At 34.1% G+C, this 20,205-nt stretch carries 17 protein-coding genes; 16 read left to right on the top strand and 1 reads right to left on the bottom strand.

Going from position 1 to position 20,205, the window contains the following annotated elements:
- Positions 1-465 precede the first annotated feature (465 nt).
- From ilvN to bsdtw1_RS18250, 10 genes are all read left to right on the top strand, one after another.
- Positions 466-993 carry an acetolactate synthase small subunit gene (gene ilvN / locus bsdtw1_RS18295; protein ID WP_183278962.1) on the top strand — a complete coding sequence of 176 codons (528 nt, stop codon included), beginning with the start codon at positions 466-468 and terminating at the stop codon, positions 991-993.
- Between the two features lie 270 nt (positions 994-1,263).
- Positions 1,264-2,859 (top strand): citramalate synthase, encoded by a 1,596-nt coding sequence (cimA, locus tag bsdtw1_RS18290; protein WP_183279847.1) that lies wholly within the window; start codon positions 1,264-1,266, stop codon positions 2,857-2,859.
- A gap of 14 nt (positions 2,860-2,873) precedes the next feature.
- The gene (gene leuC, locus bsdtw1_RS18285) at positions 2,874-4,133 is read left to right on the top strand and encodes a 3-isopropylmalate dehydratase large subunit (RefSeq protein ID WP_183278961.1); all 1,260 of its coding nucleotides are present in this window, start codon (positions 2,874-2,876) and stop codon (positions 4,131-4,133) included.
- Between the two features lie 14 nt (positions 4,134-4,147).
- Positions 4,148-4,636 carry a 3-isopropylmalate dehydratase small subunit gene (leuD, locus tag bsdtw1_RS18280; protein WP_183278960.1) on the top strand — a complete coding sequence of 163 codons (489 nt, stop codon included), beginning with the start codon at positions 4,148-4,150 and terminating at the stop codon, positions 4,634-4,636.
- Between the two features lie 470 nt (positions 4,637-5,106).
- A complete protein-coding gene (gene leuB, locus bsdtw1_RS18275; RefSeq protein ID WP_183278959.1) occupies positions 5,107-6,186 on the top strand; it encodes a 3-isopropylmalate dehydrogenase in 1,080 nt (359 codons plus the stop codon).
- A 38-nt stretch (positions 6,187-6,224) separates the two neighbouring features.
- Positions 6,225-7,883, top strand: a complete 1,659-nt coding sequence (gene ilvD, locus bsdtw1_RS18270; protein WP_183278958.1) for a dihydroxy-acid dehydratase — start codon at positions 6,225-6,227, stop codon at positions 7,881-7,883.
- Between the two features lie 9 nt (positions 7,884-7,892).
- Complete coding sequence (gene ilvB, locus bsdtw1_RS18265; RefSeq protein ID WP_183278957.1) at positions 7,893-9,554, top strand: biosynthetic-type acetolactate synthase large subunit; 1,662 nt, start codon at positions 7,893-7,895, stop codon at positions 9,552-9,554.
- 47 nt (positions 9,555-9,601) lie between these two features.
- Positions 9,602-11,128 (top strand): 2-isopropylmalate synthase, encoded by a 1,527-nt coding sequence (locus tag bsdtw1_RS18260; RefSeq protein WP_183279846.1) that lies wholly within the window; start codon positions 9,602-9,604, stop codon positions 11,126-11,128.
- A 1-nt stretch (position 11,129) separates the two neighbouring features.
- On the top strand, positions 11,130-12,131 hold the full coding sequence (gene ilvC / locus bsdtw1_RS18255; RefSeq protein WP_183278956.1) for a ketol-acid reductoisomerase: 1,002 nt from the start codon (positions 11,130-11,132) through the stop codon (positions 12,129-12,131).
- Positions 12,132-12,563: 432 nt separating this feature from the next.
- The gene (locus bsdtw1_RS18250; RefSeq protein WP_183278955.1) at positions 12,564-13,136 is read left to right on the top strand and encodes a manganese efflux pump MntP; all 573 of its coding nucleotides are present in this window, start codon (positions 12,564-12,566) and stop codon (positions 13,134-13,136) included.
- A 152-nt stretch (positions 13,137-13,288) separates the two neighbouring features.
- Here the strand turns inward: bsdtw1_RS18250 and bsdtw1_RS18245 are convergent, their stop codons facing one another.
- Positions 13,289-13,810, bottom strand: a complete 522-nt coding sequence (locus bsdtw1_RS18245; protein ID WP_183278954.1) for a ferritin — start codon at positions 13,808-13,810, stop codon at positions 13,289-13,291.
- A 473-nt stretch (positions 13,811-14,283) separates the two neighbouring features.
- Here bsdtw1_RS18245 and bsdtw1_RS18240 point away from each other — a divergent pair, with 473 nt between their 5' ends.
- The 6 genes from bsdtw1_RS18240 (at position 14,284) to bsdtw1_RS18215 (ending at position 20,029) form a co-directional block, all read left to right on the top strand.
- Entirely contained in the window at positions 14,284-14,919 is a 636-nt protein-coding gene (locus bsdtw1_RS18240; RefSeq protein ID WP_183278953.1) for a redox-sensing transcriptional repressor Rex, read from the top strand.
- A gap of 252 nt (positions 14,920-15,171) precedes the next feature.
- Positions 15,172-15,954, top strand: coding sequence for a short-chain-enoyl-CoA hydratase (locus tag bsdtw1_RS18235; RefSeq protein ID WP_183278952.1), 783 nt, complete (start codon positions 15,172-15,174; stop codon positions 15,952-15,954).
- 166 nt (positions 15,955-16,120) lie between these two features.
- Entirely contained in the window at positions 16,121-17,260 is a 1,140-nt protein-coding gene (locus bsdtw1_RS18230) for an acyl-CoA dehydrogenase (protein ID WP_183278951.1), read from the top strand.
- A 21-nt stretch (positions 17,261-17,281) separates the two neighbouring features.
- Positions 17,282-18,061: an electron transfer flavoprotein subunit beta/FixA family protein gene (locus tag bsdtw1_RS18225; protein ID WP_183278950.1), complete on the top strand. Its 780-nt coding sequence runs from the start codon at positions 17,282-17,284 to the stop codon at positions 18,059-18,061.
- Positions 18,062-18,081: 20 nt separating this feature from the next.
- A complete protein-coding gene (locus bsdtw1_RS18220; protein ID WP_183278949.1) occupies positions 18,082-19,086 on the top strand; it encodes an electron transfer flavoprotein subunit alpha/FixB family protein in 1,005 nt (334 codons plus the stop codon).
- 94 nt (positions 19,087-19,180) lie between these two features.
- Positions 19,181-20,029 (top strand): 3-hydroxybutyryl-CoA dehydrogenase, encoded by an 849-nt coding sequence (locus bsdtw1_RS18215; RefSeq protein WP_183278948.1) that lies wholly within the window; start codon positions 19,181-19,183, stop codon positions 20,027-20,029.
- Positions 20,030-20,205: the final 176 nt, after the last annotated feature.

Raw genomic sequence — 20,205 nt, 5'->3', positions numbered from 1 at the left:
TAAAAATGGCAATATAATATGTAAATAAATATTATATTGCCATTTAATTTTTAAAACTATTGACATATCGTAACTTCACAAATAAAATCATAATTAATAATAAATTCAGAAAATAATTTGATAATATGCCCGTTAAAAATAAATGCGTTGACGGAGACAGTCATTTAGTATTAAAAGCCACAGAGAGTCGAGGTTAGGTGAGAATCGATGTTTTTTCTAGGTGACAATCACTCTTGAGCAGAAACCTGAAAGCAATGGCGCAAGTAAGGAACTTCCGGTAAGCCCCGTTATAGGCAAGGGTTTGATTGAACCTGGTGATATCTTTTTTATAAGGCGGAGATGATAACATATCCCACTTTAAATGATTTATATCATTAGAGTGGGATTTTTTTAACCTTTTTTAATGGAAAAACCTATGGGATATAACTTAATAATAGAAAATAAGATATATAATGGGAGGTTGCGATGGAGAGACATGTATTATCTGTTTTGGTAAAGAATACAGCTGGAGTACTAAGTAGAGTTTCAGGATTGTTTATGAGAAGAGGTTTTAATATTGATAGTTTATCTGTAGGTAGAACGGAAAATCCAGACTTTGCAAGGATGACAATAACTCTTATGGGAGGAGAAGAAACTTTAGATCAATTCATAAAGCAGCTAAACAAGCTGCAGGAAGTTATTAAAGTAATAAAACTTACACCTGACAACTCAGTTATCAGAGAACTTGTATTGATAAAGGTCAAAGCTGATGCAGCACAAAGAGCAGCGATTAATGATGTTGCTAAAATCTTTAGATGTAAGGTTATAGATTTGGATACAGAAACCTTAACTATAGAACTTACTGGAGATGATAGTAAGATATCTGCGCTAATAAAACTGATGGAAGAGTATGGTGTAAAGGAAATTGTAAGAACTGGCCTTACAGCCATCGAAAGGGGAAGCAAGGATATAAATTCCTATGGAGACTACTTCGAAGAGGAGTATGTAGGTTAAAGACTTATATATTAGTGTATTAGAAGAACTACTAAAGTAATATGAAATCTGTATATTTCAATAAGGATTCTATTTGTGGGGAACTTTAATAATTCTATGTCAGAAAATTATTTATAGTAAGAATTTTCGGTAAAATATTGGGGCGTAAAAATGAAAAATAAGTAGTAAGCAATAAGCAGTAAAAAGGGGATTTATATAAGGGGCTTTAATTAATGAAAGTTAACGGTTCAAGTTTGAATTAAGACAGAGAATTATCAAATGGGGGAGTGAATTTTGAATAAAAAAATCTATATCTTAGATTCTACCTTAAGAGATGGGGCACAAGGACAAGGGATTTCATTTTCTCTAGAAGATAAAATCAAGATATGTAAATGCCTAGATGATTTAGGCATAGATTTTATAGAAGCAGGAAATCCTGGATCAAATCCAAAGGATTTAGAATTATTTAAATCTATGAAGAATATTAAACTAAATCATGCAAAGCTAGTGGCCTTCGGAAGCACAAGAAGGGCTGGGAGTAAGGTGGAAGATGATAAAAATTTAAAAGATCTACTAGATGCAGGAGTAGAGACTATAGTGCTTTTCGGTAAGTCCTGGGACTTTCAAGTGAAGGATATACTAAAAACTACCTTAGAAGAAAACTTAGCAATGATATATGATTCTATAAAGTTTTTAGTTGATAAAGGAAAAAAAGTGATTTTTGACTCTGAGCATTTTTTTGATGGTTTTAAGAGTAATGAGGAATATGCTCTAGAGACCTTAAAGATTGCAAAGGAAGGCGGAGCAGAAGTAGTAGTTTTATGTGATACAAATGGAGGAACCTTACCTTCTGAGATATCTAAGATTGTAAGTAAAACTAATAAAGTTTTAGGGGATAACTTGGGGATACATTGTCACAATGATATGGGGATGGCAGTAGCCAATTCAATAATGGCAGTTGAAGAGGGGGCTACCCACATACAAGGAACTTTCATAGGTATAGGTGAGAGATGTGGAAATGCCAACTTATCTACGATTTTACCAACTCTGATTTGTAAATACGAGTATGAACTTAATGCAATAAAGAATCTAGATAAGCTAACAAAAATCTCAAGATATATTTCTGAAATATCAAATATAACGCTAAGTGATGATACCCCTTATGTAGGAGCTTCTGCTTTTGCTCATAAAGGTGGTATGCATATAGATGCAGTAGCTAAGGATCCAAAATCTTATGAACATATAAAGCCTGAGCTTGTAGGGAATAAGAGAAGATTTTTAGTTTCAGAGGTTAGTGGAAAAAGTACTATATGGAAAGAAGTTCAAAAGATCTTCCCAAATATAAAAAAGGATAGTGAAGAAGTAAAAATAATAACTGATAAGCTCAAGGAATTAGAGTTTGATGGTTATCAGTTTGAGGGAGCAGAAGGTACTGTTGAACTAGTTATGAGAAAGGTTATAGGTAAGTATGAGCCATTCTTTAAACTAAATCATTTTAAGATAATAGGTGAACAACCTTCCTTAAAAGGAACCTTCAGTTCAACAGCTTTAATAAATATAACAGTTGATGGTAAGACTGAAATCACTGCAGCGGAAGGTGATGGACCAGTAAATGCGTTAGACAAAGCTCTTAGAAAAGCCTTAGAAGTTTTTTACCCTCAGCTTAGAAGTGTAAGACTTGTAGACTATAAAGTCAGGGTCTTAGATTCAGAGAGTAATACAGGGGCAAAGGTTAGAGTTCTTATAGAATCTACTGATGGAGTAGAAAAATGGAGCAATGTTGGGGTATCAAAGGATATTATTGAAGCTAGCTGGGTAGCTCTAGTTGACTCAATAGAATATAAACTAATAAAAGATATAGAAAGAAAAGTAAGAACTTATTTTTAGGAGGTATTTTTAAAATGGGGATGACAATGACTCAAAAGATATTAGCAAGCCATGCAGGGCTTGAAACAGTTAAGGCAGGGCAACTTATACAAGCAAAGCTTGATTTGGTTTTAGGTAATGATATAACTTCACCTGTGGCTATAAAGGAATTTAAAAAACTTGGTGATTCAGAAGTTTTTGATAAAGATAAAATTGCAATAGTACCAGATCATTTTACACCAAATAAAGATATAAAAGCAGCAGAGCAATGTAAGTTTATAAGAGAATTTGCACAGCAAAAGGAAATAACAAACTTCTTTGATATAGGTGAGATGGGAATAGAGCATGTTCTAATACCTGAAAAAGGATTAGTTGTAGCTGGAGATGTGGTTATAGGAGCTGACTCACATACTTGTACTTATGGGGCATTAGGTGCATTTTCAACAGGAATAGGTTCTACAGATATGGGAGCAGGAATGGCTACAGGAGAATGTTGGTTTAAGGTTCCTTCAGCGTTAAAGTTTGTATTAAAGAATAAACCTGCTAAGTGGATAAGCGGTAAGGACGTAATCCTTCATATCATAGGTCTTATAGGTGTTGATGGAGCTTTGTATAAATCAATGGAGTTTACAGGGGATGGACTTAAGTATCTTTCAATGGATAGCAGATTTACTATGGCAAACATGGCAATTGAAGCAGGAGCTAAGAATGGAATATTCCCAGTGGATGAAAAAACAGTTGAGTATATGAAAGAACATTCTACAAGAGAATATAAAGTTTATGAACCAGATGAAGATGCTGAATATGACGAGGTTTATGAGATAGATTTATCTACTTTAAGACCAACAGTAGCTTTCCCTCATCTACCTGAAAATACTAAGACTGTAGATGAAGCTGGTGAAGTTAAGATAAATCAAGTAGTTATAGGTTCTTGTACAAATGGAAGATTAGAAGATTTAAGAGTAGCAGCTTCAATACTTAGAGGTAAAAAGGTTGCTAAGTATGTAAGAACTATAGTTTTCCCAGGAACTCAAAAGATTTACTTGCAGGCTATGGAAGAAGGACTATTAAAGGATTTTATTGAAGCTGGAGCAATTGTTTCTACTCCTACTTGTGGACCTTGTCTTGGTGGACACATGGGAATACTAGCAGCAGGTGAAAGAGCAGTTTCCACCACAAATAGAAACTTTGTTGGAAGAATGGGACATGTAGAGTCAGAAGTTTATCTAGCAAGTCCAGCAGTAGCAGCAGCTTCAGCATTGACTGGAGTAATAACTGACCCAGAATTAGTTTAGGAGGAGTAGCTAAAATGAAAGCAAGAGGAAGAGTTTTTAAATACGGAGATAATGTTGATACAGATGTAATAATACCAGCAAGATACCTAAATACTTCAGACTTTAAGGAACTTGCAGCTCATTGTATGGAAGATATAGATGCAGACTTTGTTAATAAGGTAAACCAGGGAGATATAATGGTTGCCAATAAAAACTTTGGATGTGGTTCTTCTAGAGAACATGCACCTATAGCAATCAGAGAGAGTGGAATAAGCTGCGTTATAGCTTCTACATTCGCAAGAATCTTCTACAGAAATGCTATCAATATAGGACTTCCTATATTAGAGTGTGATGAAGCTGTAGCTGGTATAGATGCAGGTGACGAAGTAGAGATAGATTTTAATGATGGAGTAATTAAAAATCTTACAAAACAAGAAGAATACAAAGCAGAGCCATTCCCTGAGTTTATGCAGGAAATCATAAAGAATAACGGGCTAGTAGGTTATATAAAGAATAAAGCGTAGTGCTTAGTTCATTGTAGCAATTAATTGGTTATACATCCAACGCTTTAATGAGCTTACGCAAAGAATTAATATGATTTTGTCATATTCCATGGCTAAAACTGTAAACTCACTACGTTCGAACAGTACAGTTTATTAACGCCATTCCATCTGAAAAAATCATTTAATTCTAATAGCTCGCTCATAGAGCGTCTCCTGTATAACCAATTAATTCAAAAACTATTCTTAGCAATAACCATGAATAATAACTTTAAAATATAACAATATATGAAGTTTACAATATAACAACTTAAGAAGTTAGCTTTATAACAATGTATAAACATAAGAATATAAGAAGTTTAGAATATAAGTATTTAAAAATACAAAACTTTGACTTTATAAAAAGTTAAAAAGTCATAAATTTAAATTAAATGAGATTAAAGAAATCTAAAAGGCTTTAGCAATAGGCGTGAACATTAAAAGGGGGATTTAAGTTGACATATAAAATAGCTGTAATAAAGGGTGACGGAATAGGACCAGAAGTTGTAGATGAGGCTTTAAAAGTATTAGAGGTAGTTGGGGAAAAGTATAATCATAAATTTGAATATAAATTTTTACTAGCTGGAGGTTGTGCTATGGATGAAAAAGGCACTCCACTTCCAGAAGAGACTTTAGAAGAATGTAAAAAAAGTGATGCTGTGCTTTTAGGTGCTGTTGGTGGTCCTAAGTGGGATAATCCAAATGCAAAGCAAAGACCAGAACAAGCTCTTTTAGGACTTAGAGGAGGTTTAGGACTTTACTGTAACTTAAGACCGGCACTGCTTTATGCACCACTAAGAGCTGCATCACCTTTAAAGGATGAAGTTATTGGTGAAGGAATAGATTTTTCAGTGGTAAGAGAACTTACTGGAGGAATCTACTTTGGAGATAGAGGAAGATTTGAAGAAAATAATGAGCAATATGCTTATGATACTGAAAAGTATTCAGTAACTGAAATAAGAAGAATAGTAAAAACAGCATTTGATATAGCTTTAAAGAGAAACAAGCTTTTGACTAGTGTGGACAAAGCTAATATATTAGAAAGTTCAAGATTATGGAGAACTGTAGTTGAGGAAGTTGCAAAGGACTATCCAGAAGTTACTGTAAATCACATGTATGTTGATAATGCAGCAATGCAGATTGTTAGAAACCCAAGACAATTTGATGTAATAGTAACTAGTAACTTATTTGGAGATATATTATCAGATGAAGCTTCGATGATAACAGGATCTATAGGAATGCTTCCTTCTGCTAGTATTGGAGAAAACAACATGGGGATGTATGAACCTATACATGGAAGTGCACCTGATATAGCAGGGAAGGGACTCGCAAATCCACTTGCAACAATTCTATCTACAGCAATGATGCTTAGATTCAGCTTCAATCTTCAAGAAGAAGCTGATGAAATTGAAAAAGCTGTGCTAAATGTACTTGAAGCTGGATACAGAACAGGAGACATATTCAGCGAAGGCATGAAAAAAGTCGGCACAAAGGAAATGGGAAGCTTAGTAATTGAAGAATTAAAAAAGAACTAAGTTTAAAAAATAAATTATTAGGTAATGGAGGAAGCGAAATGAGAAGTGATTTAGTTAAAAAAGGAGTAGAAAGAACTCCTCATAGATCTCTGTTTAAAGCAGCAGGCTTTACTGATGAGGAGCTAGATAGACCGTTAATAGGAATTGTAACTTCACATAATGAAATAATTCCAGGACACACTCACCTAGATAAAGTGGTTGAGGCTGTGAAAAAGGGAGTACTGCTGGCAGGGGGAACTCCAATAGAATTTCCTGTTATAGGAGTATGTGATGGTATTGCTATGGGTCATATAGGAATGAAATATTCCTTAGCTTCAAGAGAAATCATAGCTGACTCCGTAGAATGTATGACAAATGCACATGGTTTTGATGGACTAGTACTTATACCGAACTGTGACAAGATTGTTCCCGGTGTAATTATGGGTGCATTAAGACTAAATGTACCTTCAGTTGTTGTTAGTGGAGGGCCGATGCTGGCAGGAAAGTTTAAAGGCAAGGATGTAAGTCTTTCTACTGTATTTGAAGCAGTAGGTGCACATAGCAGTGGAAAGATGAGCACTTGTGATCTTAAGGAGTTAGAAGAGAAAGCGTGTCCAACTTGTGGCTCATGCTCAGGAATGTATACAGCAAACTCAATGAACTGCTTAAGTGAAGTACTTGGTTTAGCTCTCCCTGGCAATGGAACTATACCAGCTGTTTATTCAGAGAGATTAAGACTAGCAAAGCATGCGGGTATGAAAATATTAGATTTAGTTAAAGCGGATATAAAACCTAGAGATATAGTAAATGAAAGAAGTATAAGAAATGCTTTAACTGTAGATATGGCTTTAGGATGTTCAACTAATAGTGTACTTCACTTAGCTGCCATAGCTAATGAAGCTAAAGTAGAATTTGATTTAGATAAGGTAAATGAAATAAGTAGTGTAACACCTAATCTTTGTAAGCTAGCTCCTGCAGGTGGACATCACATAGAAGATTTATACTGGGCAGGTGGAATAAAATCTGTAATGAAAGAGCTTGCAAAACTTGATTTATTAGATTTAAGCTGTATAACTGCTAGTGGACTTACACAAGGACAGATAGTTGAAACAGCTTCAGAAGCAGATCACTCTGTTGTAAAGTCAGCAGAAAATCCATATAGCAAAACTGGTGGAATAGCTGTACTAAGAGGAAACATAGCACTAGATGGAGCTGTAGTTAAGAGATCTGCAGTAGTTGAAGAAATGATGGTACATGAGGGACCAGCAAGAGTATTTGATTCAGAAGAGGATACAATAGATGCCATACTTGGTGGAAAGATAAATAAGGGTGATGTAGTTGTAATAAGATATGAAGGTCCAAAAGGCGGCCCTGGAATGAGAGAGATGTTGTCTCCAACTTCAGCACTTGCTGGAATGGGACTTGATAAGAGCGTTGCGTTAATCACTGATGGAAGATTTTCTGGCGCAACTCGTGGAGCTGCCATAGGACATGTATCTCCAGAAGCTTACGAAGGCGGACTTATCGCTTTAGTAGAAGAGGGAGATAAGATTTTAGTAGATATACCAAATGGAAAGCTAGAACTTCAGGTAAGCGCTGAAGAAATAGAGGCAAGAAGAGAAAAATGGGTTTTACCAGAACCAAAAATAAAAGAAGGCTATCTCAGTCGTTATGCTAGACTTGTAAGCTCTGCTAGTGCTGGGGCAGTACTAAGATAGGAGGATCCTATGAGAATAAACGGCTCAGAAATATTAATCAATACTTTAATAGATGAAGGGGTAGATATAATCTTCGGCTATCCTGGTGGAGCTGTACTTAATATATATGATGCTATCTACAAGAATGAAAATAGGATAAAACATGTGCTTTCATGCCATGAACAAGGTGCTGCTCATGCTGCAGATGGATACTCAAGAGCTACTGGCAAGGTAGGTGTATGTCTTGCAACCTCTGGACCAGGTGCTACAAATTTAGTTACTGGTATAGCAACTGCTTATATGGACTCTGTGCCAATGGTTGCTATAACAGGAAATGTTACAACTCCATTGCTTGGAAGAGACAGCTTTCAGGAAGTAGATATAGTAGGTATAACAATGCCAGTAACTAAACATAACTTCATAGTAAGAGATGTAGAGGAGTTGCAAGAAACTATAAGAAAAGCGTTTTATATAGCTAAAGAAGGTAGACCAGGACCGGTTCTTATAGATATTCCAAAGGATATAACAGCAAAGCTTTGTGAATATGAAAGTAAAGCTCCTATTGAAGTTAAGAAAGAGTACAAATTTGTAACTGATAAAGCCTTAGCAAACTTTGCAGAGTTTATAAATAAAGCAAAAAAACCTTTAATATTTGCTGGTGGTGGGGTTATAAGCTCAGGAGCTACAGAGATATTAAAAGAACTAGCACTTAAGATAAATGCGCCGGTAACAACTTCTCTGATGGCAATGGGAGCTTTTCCAGGAGATCATGAACTTTATACAGGTATGATTGGAATGCATGGCACTAAAGCTTCAAATCTTTTGGCAACTAAAGCTGATTTGATAATTGCAATAGGAACTAGATTTTCTGATAGAGTTGTAGGAAGCAGAGATCATATAAAGAATGCAAAAGTTATTCAGATAGATATTGATCCAGCAGAGTTAGATAAGAATATTAAAACAGATGCAAATATCGTTGGGGATGTTAAATATACTTTAGAAAAGCTTATTGATCTTATAGATGAGAAAAGGAATGATCAATGGTTAGATCTTATGAGGGAGTATAAAGCTCTAAAAGCTCATAAAGAGGATAACGAAAACTTAACACCAGAATTACTATTTAGTAGTTTATATAATAGCTTTGGAGAAGAGCTTGTTATGACTACAGAAGTAGGTCAGCATCAGATGTGGGCTGCACTTCATTATACTTTTTTAAGACCGAGAACACTTATAACCTCAGGAGGTCTTGGCACTATGGGATATGGCCTTGGAGCTTCAATTGGGGCGAAGCTAGGTCTGCCACATAAAAAGGTTGTAAATATAGCTGGAGATGGAAGTTTTTCTATGAATGCTATAGAACTTGCAACAGCAGTTAGTAATAGAGTGCCAGTGATAATAATCATATTAAATAATGGCTGTCTTGGAATGGTTAGACAGTGGCAAAACTTCTTCTATGAAAGCAGATACTCTTATACCACACTTAACAGAGGAACAGACTATGTTAAGCTTGCAGAAGCTTATGGAGCAAAAGGTTTCAGAGTAACCGAACCTTCACAGCTTAATGAAGTGTTAGACAAGTCCTTTAACTCAGAAGTACCTGTAGTTATAGATTACGTTATAAATATAGATAAAAAGGTATTTCCTATGGTTGCTCCTGGAGCACCTATAGATGACATAATATCTGAAGCGTAGGAACACAGATAGCAATCAAGCTAACAGATAATAAAATAGGGGGTGGAATATTGAAGAGAATCAAGATTTTTGATACTACTCTAAGAGATGGGGAGCAAACGCCAGGGGTAAACTTAAATCTAAAAGAAAAACTAATCATAGCAAAAAATCTAGAAGCTCTAGGTGTTGATGTAATAGAAGCTGGATTTCCTACAGCCTCCATTGGGGATTTTGAAAGTGTTGCTTCTATAGCTAAAACTATAAAAACCTCAACAGTGGCAGCTCTTGCGAGGGCAACTAAAGGGGATATTGATAGAGCTTATGAGGCAATAAGGGATGCTGAAAGTCCAAGAATACACACTTTTATTGCGACTTCGCCAATTCACCTAAAATATAAGCTTAATATGACTGAAGATCAAGTTCTAGAAAGAGCTGTGGATATGGTTAAGTATGCTTCAAGCTTATGTTCTGATGTTGAGTTTTCTGCTGAGGATGCTTATAGAAGCAATCCTGAATATCTAATTAGGCTTTTTACTGAAGTCATAAAGGCAGGAGCTAAGGTTATAAATATACCCGATACTGTTGGGTATGCATTACCAAATGACTATGGTAGTTTTATTAAGCATATAGTTGATAATGTTAAAGGAATAGAAAATATAGATGTATCAGTTCATTGTCATGATGATCTAGGAATGGCTGTAGCTAACTCCTTAAGTGGTATCATGAATGGCGCAACTCAAGTGGAATGTGCCATAAATGGGCTTGGAGAAAGAGCAGGGAATGCTTCACTTGAAGAAATAGTTATGGCTATTGAAACAAGAAAAAGTTACTTAGATATGGAGACTGGAATAAAGATAAATGGGATATGGAGAAGCAGTAAACTTGTTTCTTCTTTAACTGGAATTGTGGTTCAGCCTAACAAGGCTATTGTAGGAGAAAATGCTTTTGCTCATGAGTCTGGAATACATCAAGATGGAGTTTTAAAAGAAAAGTCAACCTATGAGATAATCACTCCTGAATCCATAGGGAAGGTTCAAAATAATAATATAGTTCTTGGCAAACATTCAGGTAGACATGCTTTTTCAAGCTATTTAAAGGAAAATGGTATTGAGATGGATGAAGAGACTATAAATGATGCATTTGACAAGTTTAAAAAGCTTACTGATAGAAAGAAGAATATTACTTGGAAGGATATAGAGGCGATTATAAATAATAATGCCAATATAGCTGAAGAAACCTATAAGTTAGTTTCTTTTCAGACGCTTGGAGGTAATAGAAGTATACCGACAACTACTGTGGAAATTGAGTTTAATGGGGAAATTTTAAGAGAAAGTTCAGTGGGGGATGGTACTGTCGCTTCAGCATTTAAAGCAGTTGAAAGGGCTATTAATATACCAATAAAGCTTAAAGACTACACTATACAATCAGTTAGTGATGGTGAAGATGCACTGGGAGAAGTTACTGTAAAGATTGAAGAGGCAAGTAATATATTTGTAGGAAAGGCTCTCTCAGGCGATATTATTGAAGCTAGCATAAATGCATTAATAAATGCAGTAAATAAAATGATAGAAAAAATAGAAAAGGATGGGGAATAGAATGGTAAAGATGTATTATGAAAAAGATGGGGATTTAAGTTTATTAGAAAACAAAAAGGTTGCTGTAATTGGATATGGAAGTCAAGGACATGCTCATGCTCTTAACTTACATGAAAGTGGAGTAGATGTTACTGTAGGATTATATAATGGAAGTAAGTCCTTTGAAAAGGCTCAAGCTGCAGGGCTTAAAGTTGCTACTGTAAAAGAAGCTACAGAAAACTGCGATATAATTATGATATTAGTTCCTGATGAAAAACAAGCAAAACTATATAAGGAAGAAATAGAACCAGCTTTAACTGAAGGTAAGGCATTAGTGTTTGCACATGGATTCAATATTCACTATGGACAAATTGTTCCTCCTGCATTCGTTGATGTATTCATGGTAGCTCCTAAAGGCCCAGGACACATGGTAAGAAGAACTTATACTGAAGGTTCTGGTGTTCCATGTCTTATAGCTGTACAACAAGATTATTCAGGAAAAGCAAAGGATTATGCTTTAGCTTACACTATAGGTATAGGGGGAGCAAGAGCTGGTGTTCTTGAAACTACTTTTAAGGATGAAACAGAAACAGATTTATTTGGAGAGCAGGCTGTACTTTGCGGAGGTGTTACTGAGCTTATAAAGGCTGGATTCGATACTTTAGTTGAAGCTGGTTATTCTCCAGAAAATGCTTACTTTGAATGTCTACATGAAATGAAGCTAATTGTTGATTTAATGTATCAAGGTGGAATGAGCACTATGAGATATTCAATAAGTGATACTGCTGAGTATGGTGACTACGTAACTGGAACTAAGATAGTTACTGAAGATACGAGAAAAGCTATGAGAGATGTACTTAAAGATATCCAAGATGGAACTTTCGCAAGAAACTGGTTAGTTGAAAATGCAGTAAATAGACCTTACTTTAACGCTAAGAGAAGAATGGAAAAAGAGCACCCAATTGAAAAGGTTGGAAAAGAATTAAGAGGCATGATGAGCTGGATAAAGACTGATTTAGACTAGTTTTAGAGGTTGCTATAAATTACCACGGCTTTTATTTGACAAAAAAACAAAAAAAACTACAAATCGTGTTGACATTACGACAATAATTAAATATAATTGTTTTCGTTGAGAATACTTTCAGGCATAAGGGAGTAGCAGACAACATTTAATGTTGTTGCAGAGTCAACATACTGATGCTTTTCATCTGGCTTTGTATTAAATTGTGAGACTTATGTATAACGAGGGTTGCGTTATACATAAGTCTCATTTTCTTTTTATTTTTAATAAGTTAAAATTATCTTTATATCTCTAATAAATCTAAATAAATTATTCTAAGAATTAAAATAGAAATAGAGTTTTCCACATTTTTACGGAATTTTTATTTTTACATATTAAAGTTTCAAGAACTTATGATGAATTTCTATTAAAAACCAATTAATTTAAGGGGGACATATGAACGTATTATCAATTTTTCTAACTGGACTAGCTTTATCAATGGATGCTTTTGCTGTATCTCTTACTTTAGGAATAAAAGCAACAAACAAAGATAAAAAAAATATAGCCATGAAAGCAGCACTATATTTTGGAGGATTTCAGGGGGCTATGCCTCTTGTAGGATGGATACTAGGAATAAATTTTACTCAGTATATAGAGAAGTTTGATCATTGGGTTGCATTTGCCTTACTTTCAATAATTGGTGGAAAAATGATTCTTGATGTTATAAAAAATGATGAGGATGAAGAGAAAGAACAATTAGCTACAACTAGTACCAAAGAATTCATACTGCTTGCTATTGCAACAAGTATTGACGCATTAGCAGTTGGAATAGGCTTTGCTTTTCTAAAGGTTAATATACTTGAAGCAGTATTAGCAATAGCGTTAACAACCTTTGTAGTTTGTTTTGTAGCTGTATTCATAGGAAAGAAATTTGGAGAACTACTAAAATCCAAAGCAGAATTGCTTGGAGGAGTTATATTGGTAGTAATAGGGACTAGCATATTGCTTGAACATTTACATATATACTAAAAATATTTTATAGTATAAAAAAGATTGATAGGTTCTTAACAGAATTTAAGCAGTTATATTTTTAACATTATAATTAATGGACGTATTTGAAGTTATTAATCTATATATAATAGAAGCAGCTGAAGCTAAAGTTAGATCAGCTGCTTTTAGTTTTATTGAGCAGATGCACCTGTTGTAGGGGCAACATAAACTCTTTGAGCTAATTCGTCATCTAACATATAAAGAGCGGCAGGATTTGATTCTGCTCTTCTAAGTTTTTTAATTATCTTATTAAAATTATCTTCTTCTTCTACTTGTTCATCTATAAACCATTTTAATAGGGATATAGTAGAATGTTCTTTTTCTTCATTTGCTATATCTGCAAGATTATATATTCTTCTTGTAACTTCTTGCTCATGCTCATAGCCTTTTTCGAAAACATCAATCATATTTTCGAATTTTATTTGTGGTTTATGTATGGCCTCAAGGGTTACATCACCATTTTTTTGATAAACATAATCATAAAACTTCATAGCATGAAAAAGTTCTTCTTGAGCCTGAACTCTAAAGAAATTTGCAAAACCATCTAAATCCTCTGATTGAGCAAAGGCAGCCATTGCTAGATAAGTATAAGATGAATAAAACTCATAATTTATTTGTTCGTTTAAAGCCTCAATTAATCTTTCGCTTAACATTTTTTATCCTCCTTTTAAATATGTTTATATATTAGGTTATTTATATTAGTTGTTGTTATTATAAATTTATATGGTAAAACAATCAATATTTAACATGAAATATTGTCGGATAATAAATATCATTTGTTGAATAAATAATAATATTCAGATAAATTACTGGCATAAAGTATTAATAGAACTTTATATAAAAACAATTTCATATTAAAACAATTTTATGACTAAGATATAGATAAGTTTAAGTTAAATGTGGTAATATATATAAGGAATAGAGTAGTATAGTGGATTTTATTACTCTTCATCTATCTAAAATTTTTTAATTTGTGGGTAAATTAAAAGTAAAACAATAGGATTTATTGGCCTGACAGATGAACAAAGTTCAGAAAAACAGGTGTATAAAAAATATACGGCTAAGTTTTTTAGCGATCTTATAGAATTTAATAACTTATTTGTTAATTTAAGAAGAGGTGACATAAATGGAAAAAAAGAAAAATATATCTATGGCTGTCATAAAGAGACTACCAAAATATCATAGATATCTATTAGAATTATTAAAAAATGATGTTGATAGAATTTCATCTAAAGAATTAAGCGAGAAGATAGGATTTACAGCATCACAGATAAGACAAGATTTAAACTGCTTTGGTGATTTTGGTCAACAAGGCTATGGTTATAATGTAAGAGATTTATATAATCAAATAATTGCTATTCTTGGTCTTCAGAGAGATTATAATACTATAATTATAGGTGCTGGTAACATAGGTCAAGCGCTTGCAAACTACACTCAATTTGAAAAACTAGGATTCAATCTTCTTGGGATGTTTGATGCAAATCCAAGATTAACAGGCATTAGAATAAAAGACGTAGAGATAAAAGATATAGACGTTATCAAAGATTTTCTAAAAGAAAACCACGTTGATATAGCAATATTATGTGTTCCAGACAACAATGCTCAAAAGGTTTGTGATGAACTGGTGGAGAATGGAGTAAAGGGTATTTGGAACTTTGCACCTATAGATTTAGTAGCTCCTAAAGACGTTATTGTAGAAAATGTTCACTTAAGTGAAAGTTTACTAACACTGGCATATTTAATAAATGAATCCCAAAATTAAATAATAAATACAAATACTAGTTTAAAAATTGTTAAAAAAGACACAAAATATATTGCAAATATATTCTTAAACAAGTATAATCATAATTGAAGTTTACGAGCTTCAATTATTTTTTGATTTTGTTTGTTATAATATTAACAAACGTCGAAAAAATTTAACAAATTTAGTAAGCTTTTTATTGTAATATAAGATTATGCAAATAAAACTTATATGCTTTGTTAAGAATATAACTACTTTAAGGAGGCCAAAACAATGGAATTAAAAAATGTTATCCTTGAAAAAGAAGGAAATATTGCTATTGTGACAATAAACAGACCAAAGGCTTTAAACGCACTTAACTCAGAGACATTAAAGGACATAGACACAGTTGTATCAGAACTTGAAAAAGACAAAGAAGTTTATGCTGTTATATTAACAGGAGCTGGTGAAAAATCATTTGTAGCTGGTGCTGATATATCTGAAATGAAGGACTTAAATGAAGAGCAAGGTAGAGAATTCGGAGCTTTAGGAAATAAAGTTTTCAGAAGGTTAGAAGTGCTGGACAAACCAGTTATTGCAGCAATTTCAGGTTTTGCATTAGGCGGTGGCTGTGAATTAGCCATGGCATGTGATATAAGAATAGCTTCTGTAAAAGCAAAATTCGCTCAACCAGAGAGTGGACTTGGAATAACTCCAGGATTTGGTGGAACACAAAGACTTCCTAGAATAGTTGGACTTGGTAAAGCAAAAGAATTAATATATACTGGAGACATAATTAATGCAGAAGAAGCATTAAGAATAGGTTTAGTTAATAAAGTTGTAGCTCTAGAAGATTTAATGACTGAAGCTAAAGCTCTTGCTAATAAGATAGCTAAAAATGCTCCAATCGCAGTTAAGTTATGTAAAGATGCTATAGACAGAGGAATGCAAGTAAGCATTGATGAAGCTATAGTTATAGAAGCAGAAGATTTTGGTAAGTGTTTTGCTACTGAAGATCAAACTGAAGGTATGACTGCATTTGTTGAAAGAAGAGAAAAGAACTTCAAAAACCAATAATTAAATTTATGACTTTTTGAAAATTTCTTTAATTCATATTTAAATTTAAAAATATTAGTAAATACTAGACGGAGCAAGTAAAATTGCTCCGTGAAAAATGAACATATATAAAAGAGTAATTAATAGTTGCTCTATACTTAAATAAATAGCAGGAGGGAATAAATAAATGGATTTCCAATTAACAAGAGAACAAGAATTAGTAAGACAAATGGTTAGAGATTTTGCTCAAAATGAAGTTAAGCCAATAGCAGGTGAGATTGACGAGACTGAAGAATTCCCAATGGAAAATGCAAAGAAAATGGCTGCACTAGGTATGTTAGGAATTCCTTTCGATAAGAAATATGAAGGTGCTGGCGGAGATGTTTTATCATACATCCTTACAGTTGAAGAATTATCAAAAGTTTGTGGTACTCACGGTGTTATAGTATCAGCTCATACATCACTTTGTGGATCAGTAGTTAACGAATTTGGTAATGAAGCTCAAAAACAAAAGTACCTACCAGATCTTGCTAGTGGAAGAAAATTAGGTGCATTCGGATTAACTGAGCCAGGTGCTGGAACAGATGCTGCTGGACAACAAACAGTTGCAGTTTTAGATGGAGATAACTACATCCTTAACGGATCTAAGATATTCATAACAAATGGTGGAGTTGCTGAAACTTTCATAATATTTGCTATGACTGACAAGAGCAAGGGAACAAAAGGAATATCAGCTTTCATAGTTGAAAAATCATTCCCAGGATTCTCAATAGGTAAAGTTGAAAACAAGATGGGTATCAGAGCTTCATCAACAACTGAACTTGTAATGCAAAACTGTATCGTTCCAAAGGAAAACTTACTTGGTCAAGAAGGTAAGGGATTTGGTATAGCTATGAAGACTCTTGATGGAGGAAGAATAGGTATAGCTGCTCAAGCACTAGGACTTGCTGGTGGAGCATTAGAAGAAGCTAAAAACTACATGATGGAAAGAAAGCAATTCGGAAGACCACTTGCTGCATTCCAAGGTTTACAATGGTATATAGCTGAAATGGATGTTAAGGTTGAAGCTGCTAGATACTTAGTATATAGAGCTGCATGGCTTAAGCAAAATAAACTTCCTTACACAGTAGATGCTGCTAGAGCTAAACTATTTGCTGCTGAAGTAGCTATGGAAGTAACTACTAAGGCTGTTCAAATATTCGGTGGATACGGATATACTAAGGAATACCCAGTTGAAAGATTAATGAGAGATGCTAAGATAACTGAACTATACGAAGGAACTTCAGAAGTTCAAAAGATGGTTATATCAGCAAACATTTTAAAATAGTTTTAGGGAGGACAGAAAAAGATGAAAATAGTAGTTTGTTTAAAGCAAGTACCAGATACTACAGCTGTTAGAATAGATCCAAAGACTGGAACTCTTATAAGAGAAGGTGTTCCTTCAATAATAAACCCAGAAGATAAGCATGCTTTAGAAGCAGCTTTAAGAATAAAAGAAGAAAAAGGTGCTCATATAACTATAGTAAGTATGGGACCTCCACAAGCACAAACAGCTTTAAGAGAAGCATTATGTATGGGTGCTGATGAAGCTATATTAATAACTGACAGAGCATTTGCTGGAGCTGATACTCTTGCAACTTCAAACACTATAGCAGGAGCTATAAGAAAATTAGAATACGATATAATATTTGCTGGAAGACAGGCTATCGATGGAGATACTGCACAAGTTGGACCAGAAATAGCAGAGCATTTAAATATACCTCAAGTAACTTATGTTCAAGGTGTTACTGTTGAAGAAGACGGTCTTTTAGTTAATAGAGCATTAGAAGATGGTTATGAATTAATAAAGGTTCAAACACCAGTGCTTTTAACAGCAATTAAAGAATTAAACGAACCAAGATATATGAATGTAGGTTTAATCTTCGAAACTGCTGGTAAAGAAATTCAAATATGGTCAGCAGACGATATAGATGTAGATAAGAGTTTATTAGGACTAAAAGGTTCTCCAACAAAGGTTAAGAAATCAATGACTAAAGAAACTAAGGGAGCTGGAGAATTAGTTGAATTACCAGCAAACGAAGCAGCAGAGTACGTATTAAGAAAATTGATCGAAAAACACTACATCTAAGATTTGGGAGGTAAAATATTATGAATATAGCAGATTATAAAGGCGTATGGGTATTCGCTGAACAAAGAAACGGCGAACTTCAAAAAGTTTCATTAGAACTTTTAGGAGAAGGAAGAACAATTGCTGATAAGCTAGGAGTTAAGCTAACAGCTTTATTAATAGGAAACAACGTTAAAGGATTAGCTGAAAAGCTAGGAGCTCACGGAGCTGATGAAGTTTTAGTTGTAGAAAATGAATTATTAGAAAACTATACAACTGACGGATACACTAAGGTTATCTGTGACCTTGCTGCAGAAAGAAAGCCAGAAATACTATTCATAGGAGCAACATTTATAGGAAGAGATTTAGGTCCTAGAGTTGCAGCTAGACTTACAACTGGTTTAACAGCTGACTGTACATCACTTGATATAGATGCAGAAGGAAAATTCCTTCTTGCTACAAGACCAGCATTCGGTGGTAACTTAATGGCTACAATCGCTTGTACTGATCACAGACCACAAATGGCTACTGTAAGACCAGGTGTATTCTCAAAGATAGACACTGAAAACAAAGCAGTAGTTGAAGAAGTTAAGATTAGCTTAACTGATGCTGATGTTAGAACTAAAGTTGTTAAAGTAGTTAAAGAAGCTAAGGATATAGTTGATATAAGTGAAGCAAATATCATCGTTTCAGGTGGTAGAGGAGTTGGAAACAAAGAAAACTTCGCACTTCTAAAAGAATTAGCTGATGCTTTAGGTGGAACAGTTGCTGGTTCAAGAGCTGCTACTGAAGCTGGATGGCTTGAAGCTGCTTACCAAGTAGGTCAAACTGGTAAGACTGTTAAACCAACAATATATATAGCTTGTGGTATATCAGGAGCTATCCAACATACTGCTGGTATGCAAGATTCTGATATGATCATAGCAATCAATAAGGATGCTACTGCACCTATCATGAAGATGGCTGACTATGCTATAGTTGGAGACTTAAACAAAGTTATTCCAGAACTTATTGCTAAAGCTAAGGCTAGAAAAGAAGAAGCATAAAATTATTCAATTAGTTAAACATAATTCTTGAATATAATTATAAGTCCTACCTAAAAAGGTAGGACTAAATATATAAATCTTAGGAGGTATACCCATGGAAAAGATATTTGTTCTTGGTGCTGGTACAATGGGAGCTGGTATAGTTCAAGCTTTCGCTCAAAAAGGATATGAAGTTATAGTTAGAGATATAAAGGAAGAATTTGTTGATAAAGGAATAACTGGAATCAGCAATGGTTTAAGCAAATTAGTTGCTAAAGGAAAGATGACTGAAGAAGTTAGAGAAGAAATCCTTTCAAGAATATCAGGAACTACTGATATGAACTTAGCTGCTGACTGTGATTTAGTTATAGAAGCTGCAGTAGAAAACATGGCTATAAAGAAGCAAATATTTGCTGAATTAGATAAGATCTGTAAGCCAGAAACTATATTAGCTTCAAACACTTCATCTTTATCAATAACTGAAGTTGCTGCTGCAACTGGAAGACCTGATAAAGTTATAGGAATGCATTTCTTCAACCCAGCTCCAGTAATGAAGCTAGTTGAAATAATCAGAGGAATGGCTACTTCACAAGAAGCTTTTGATGCAGTTAAAGAAGTTTCAATAGCTATAGGCAAGGAACCAGTAGAAGTTGCTGAAGCACCTGGTTTCGTAGTTAACAGAATACTTATACCAATGATCAACGAAGCTGTAGGAATACTTGCAGAAGATATAGCTTCAGCTGTTGATATAGATAAGTCAATGATGTTAGGTGCAAACCACCCAATGGGACCTCTAGCTTTAGGAGATCTTATAGGATTAGACGTATGTCTAGCTATCATGGATGTTCTTTACAATGAAACTGGAGATACTAAGTACAGAGCTCATAGCTTACTAAGAAAGTATGTTAGAGCTGGTTGGTTAGGAAGAAAGTCAGGTAGAGGATTCCACAACTACGCAAAATAATAATTCATTATATGAATTTTGAAACACAGTTCTTAATAGAACTGTGTTTTTTTACTGTTAATGAAAGTATAAAATTTTTTATTAACTAAACCTATCAATATTAAAGGGGTAGAACAGCTTTTTAGGGTAAACAGTAAAAAGCCAGATTTTCCTCATTTACATTCGGAAAGGCAGAT

It is taken from the genome of Clostridium fungisolvens (genome assembly GCF_014193895.1).
GTDB classification, from domain to species: Bacteria; Bacillota; Clostridia; order Clostridiales; family Clostridiaceae; genus Clostridium_AR; species Clostridium_AR fungisolvens.
The sequence above is the reverse complement of the archived record's forward strand: the minus strand, read 5'-3'. Positions and strand labels throughout refer to the sequence as shown.

Coding starts and splice junctions, on each gene's coding strand:
- ilvN (WP_183278962.1), top strand. CDS start 466: ATGGAGAGACATGTATTATCTGTTTTGGTAAAGAATACAGCTGGAGTA.
- leuC (WP_183278961.1), top strand. CDS start 2,874: ATGGGGATGACAATGACTCAAAAGATATTAGCAAGCCATGCAGGGCTT.
- leuD (WP_183278960.1), top strand. CDS start 4,148: ATGAAAGCAAGAGGAAGAGTTTTTAAATACGGAGATAATGTTGATACA.
- ilvD (WP_183278958.1), top strand. CDS start 6,225: ATGAGAAGTGATTTAGTTAAAAAAGGAGTAGAAAGAACTCCTCATAGA.
- ilvB (WP_183278957.1), top strand. CDS start 7,893: ATGAGAATAAACGGCTCAGAAATATTAATCAATACTTTAATAGATGAA.
- ilvC (WP_183278956.1), top strand. CDS start 11,130: ATGGTAAAGATGTATTATGAAAAAGATGGGGATTTAAGTTTATTAGAA.
- bsdtw1_RS18250 (WP_183278955.1), top strand. CDS start 12,564: ATGAACGTATTATCAATTTTTCTAACTGGACTAGCTTTATCAATGGAT.
- bsdtw1_RS18245 (WP_183278954.1), bottom strand. CDS start 13,810: ATGTTAAGCGAAAGATTAATTGAGGCTTTAAACGAACAAATAAATTAT.
- bsdtw1_RS18240 (WP_183278953.1), top strand. CDS start 14,284: ATGGAAAAAAAGAAAAATATATCTATGGCTGTCATAAAGAGACTACCA.
- bsdtw1_RS18235 (WP_183278952.1), top strand. CDS start 15,172: ATGGAATTAAAAAATGTTATCCTTGAAAAAGAAGGAAATATTGCTATT.
- bsdtw1_RS18230 (WP_183278951.1), top strand. CDS start 16,121: ATGGATTTCCAATTAACAAGAGAACAAGAATTAGTAAGACAAATGGTT.
- bsdtw1_RS18225 (WP_183278950.1), top strand. CDS start 17,282: ATGAAAATAGTAGTTTGTTTAAAGCAAGTACCAGATACTACAGCTGTT.
- bsdtw1_RS18220 (WP_183278949.1), top strand. CDS start 18,082: ATGAATATAGCAGATTATAAAGGCGTATGGGTATTCGCTGAACAAAGA.
- bsdtw1_RS18215 (WP_183278948.1), top strand. CDS start 19,181: ATGGAAAAGATATTTGTTCTTGGTGCTGGTACAATGGGAGCTGGTATA.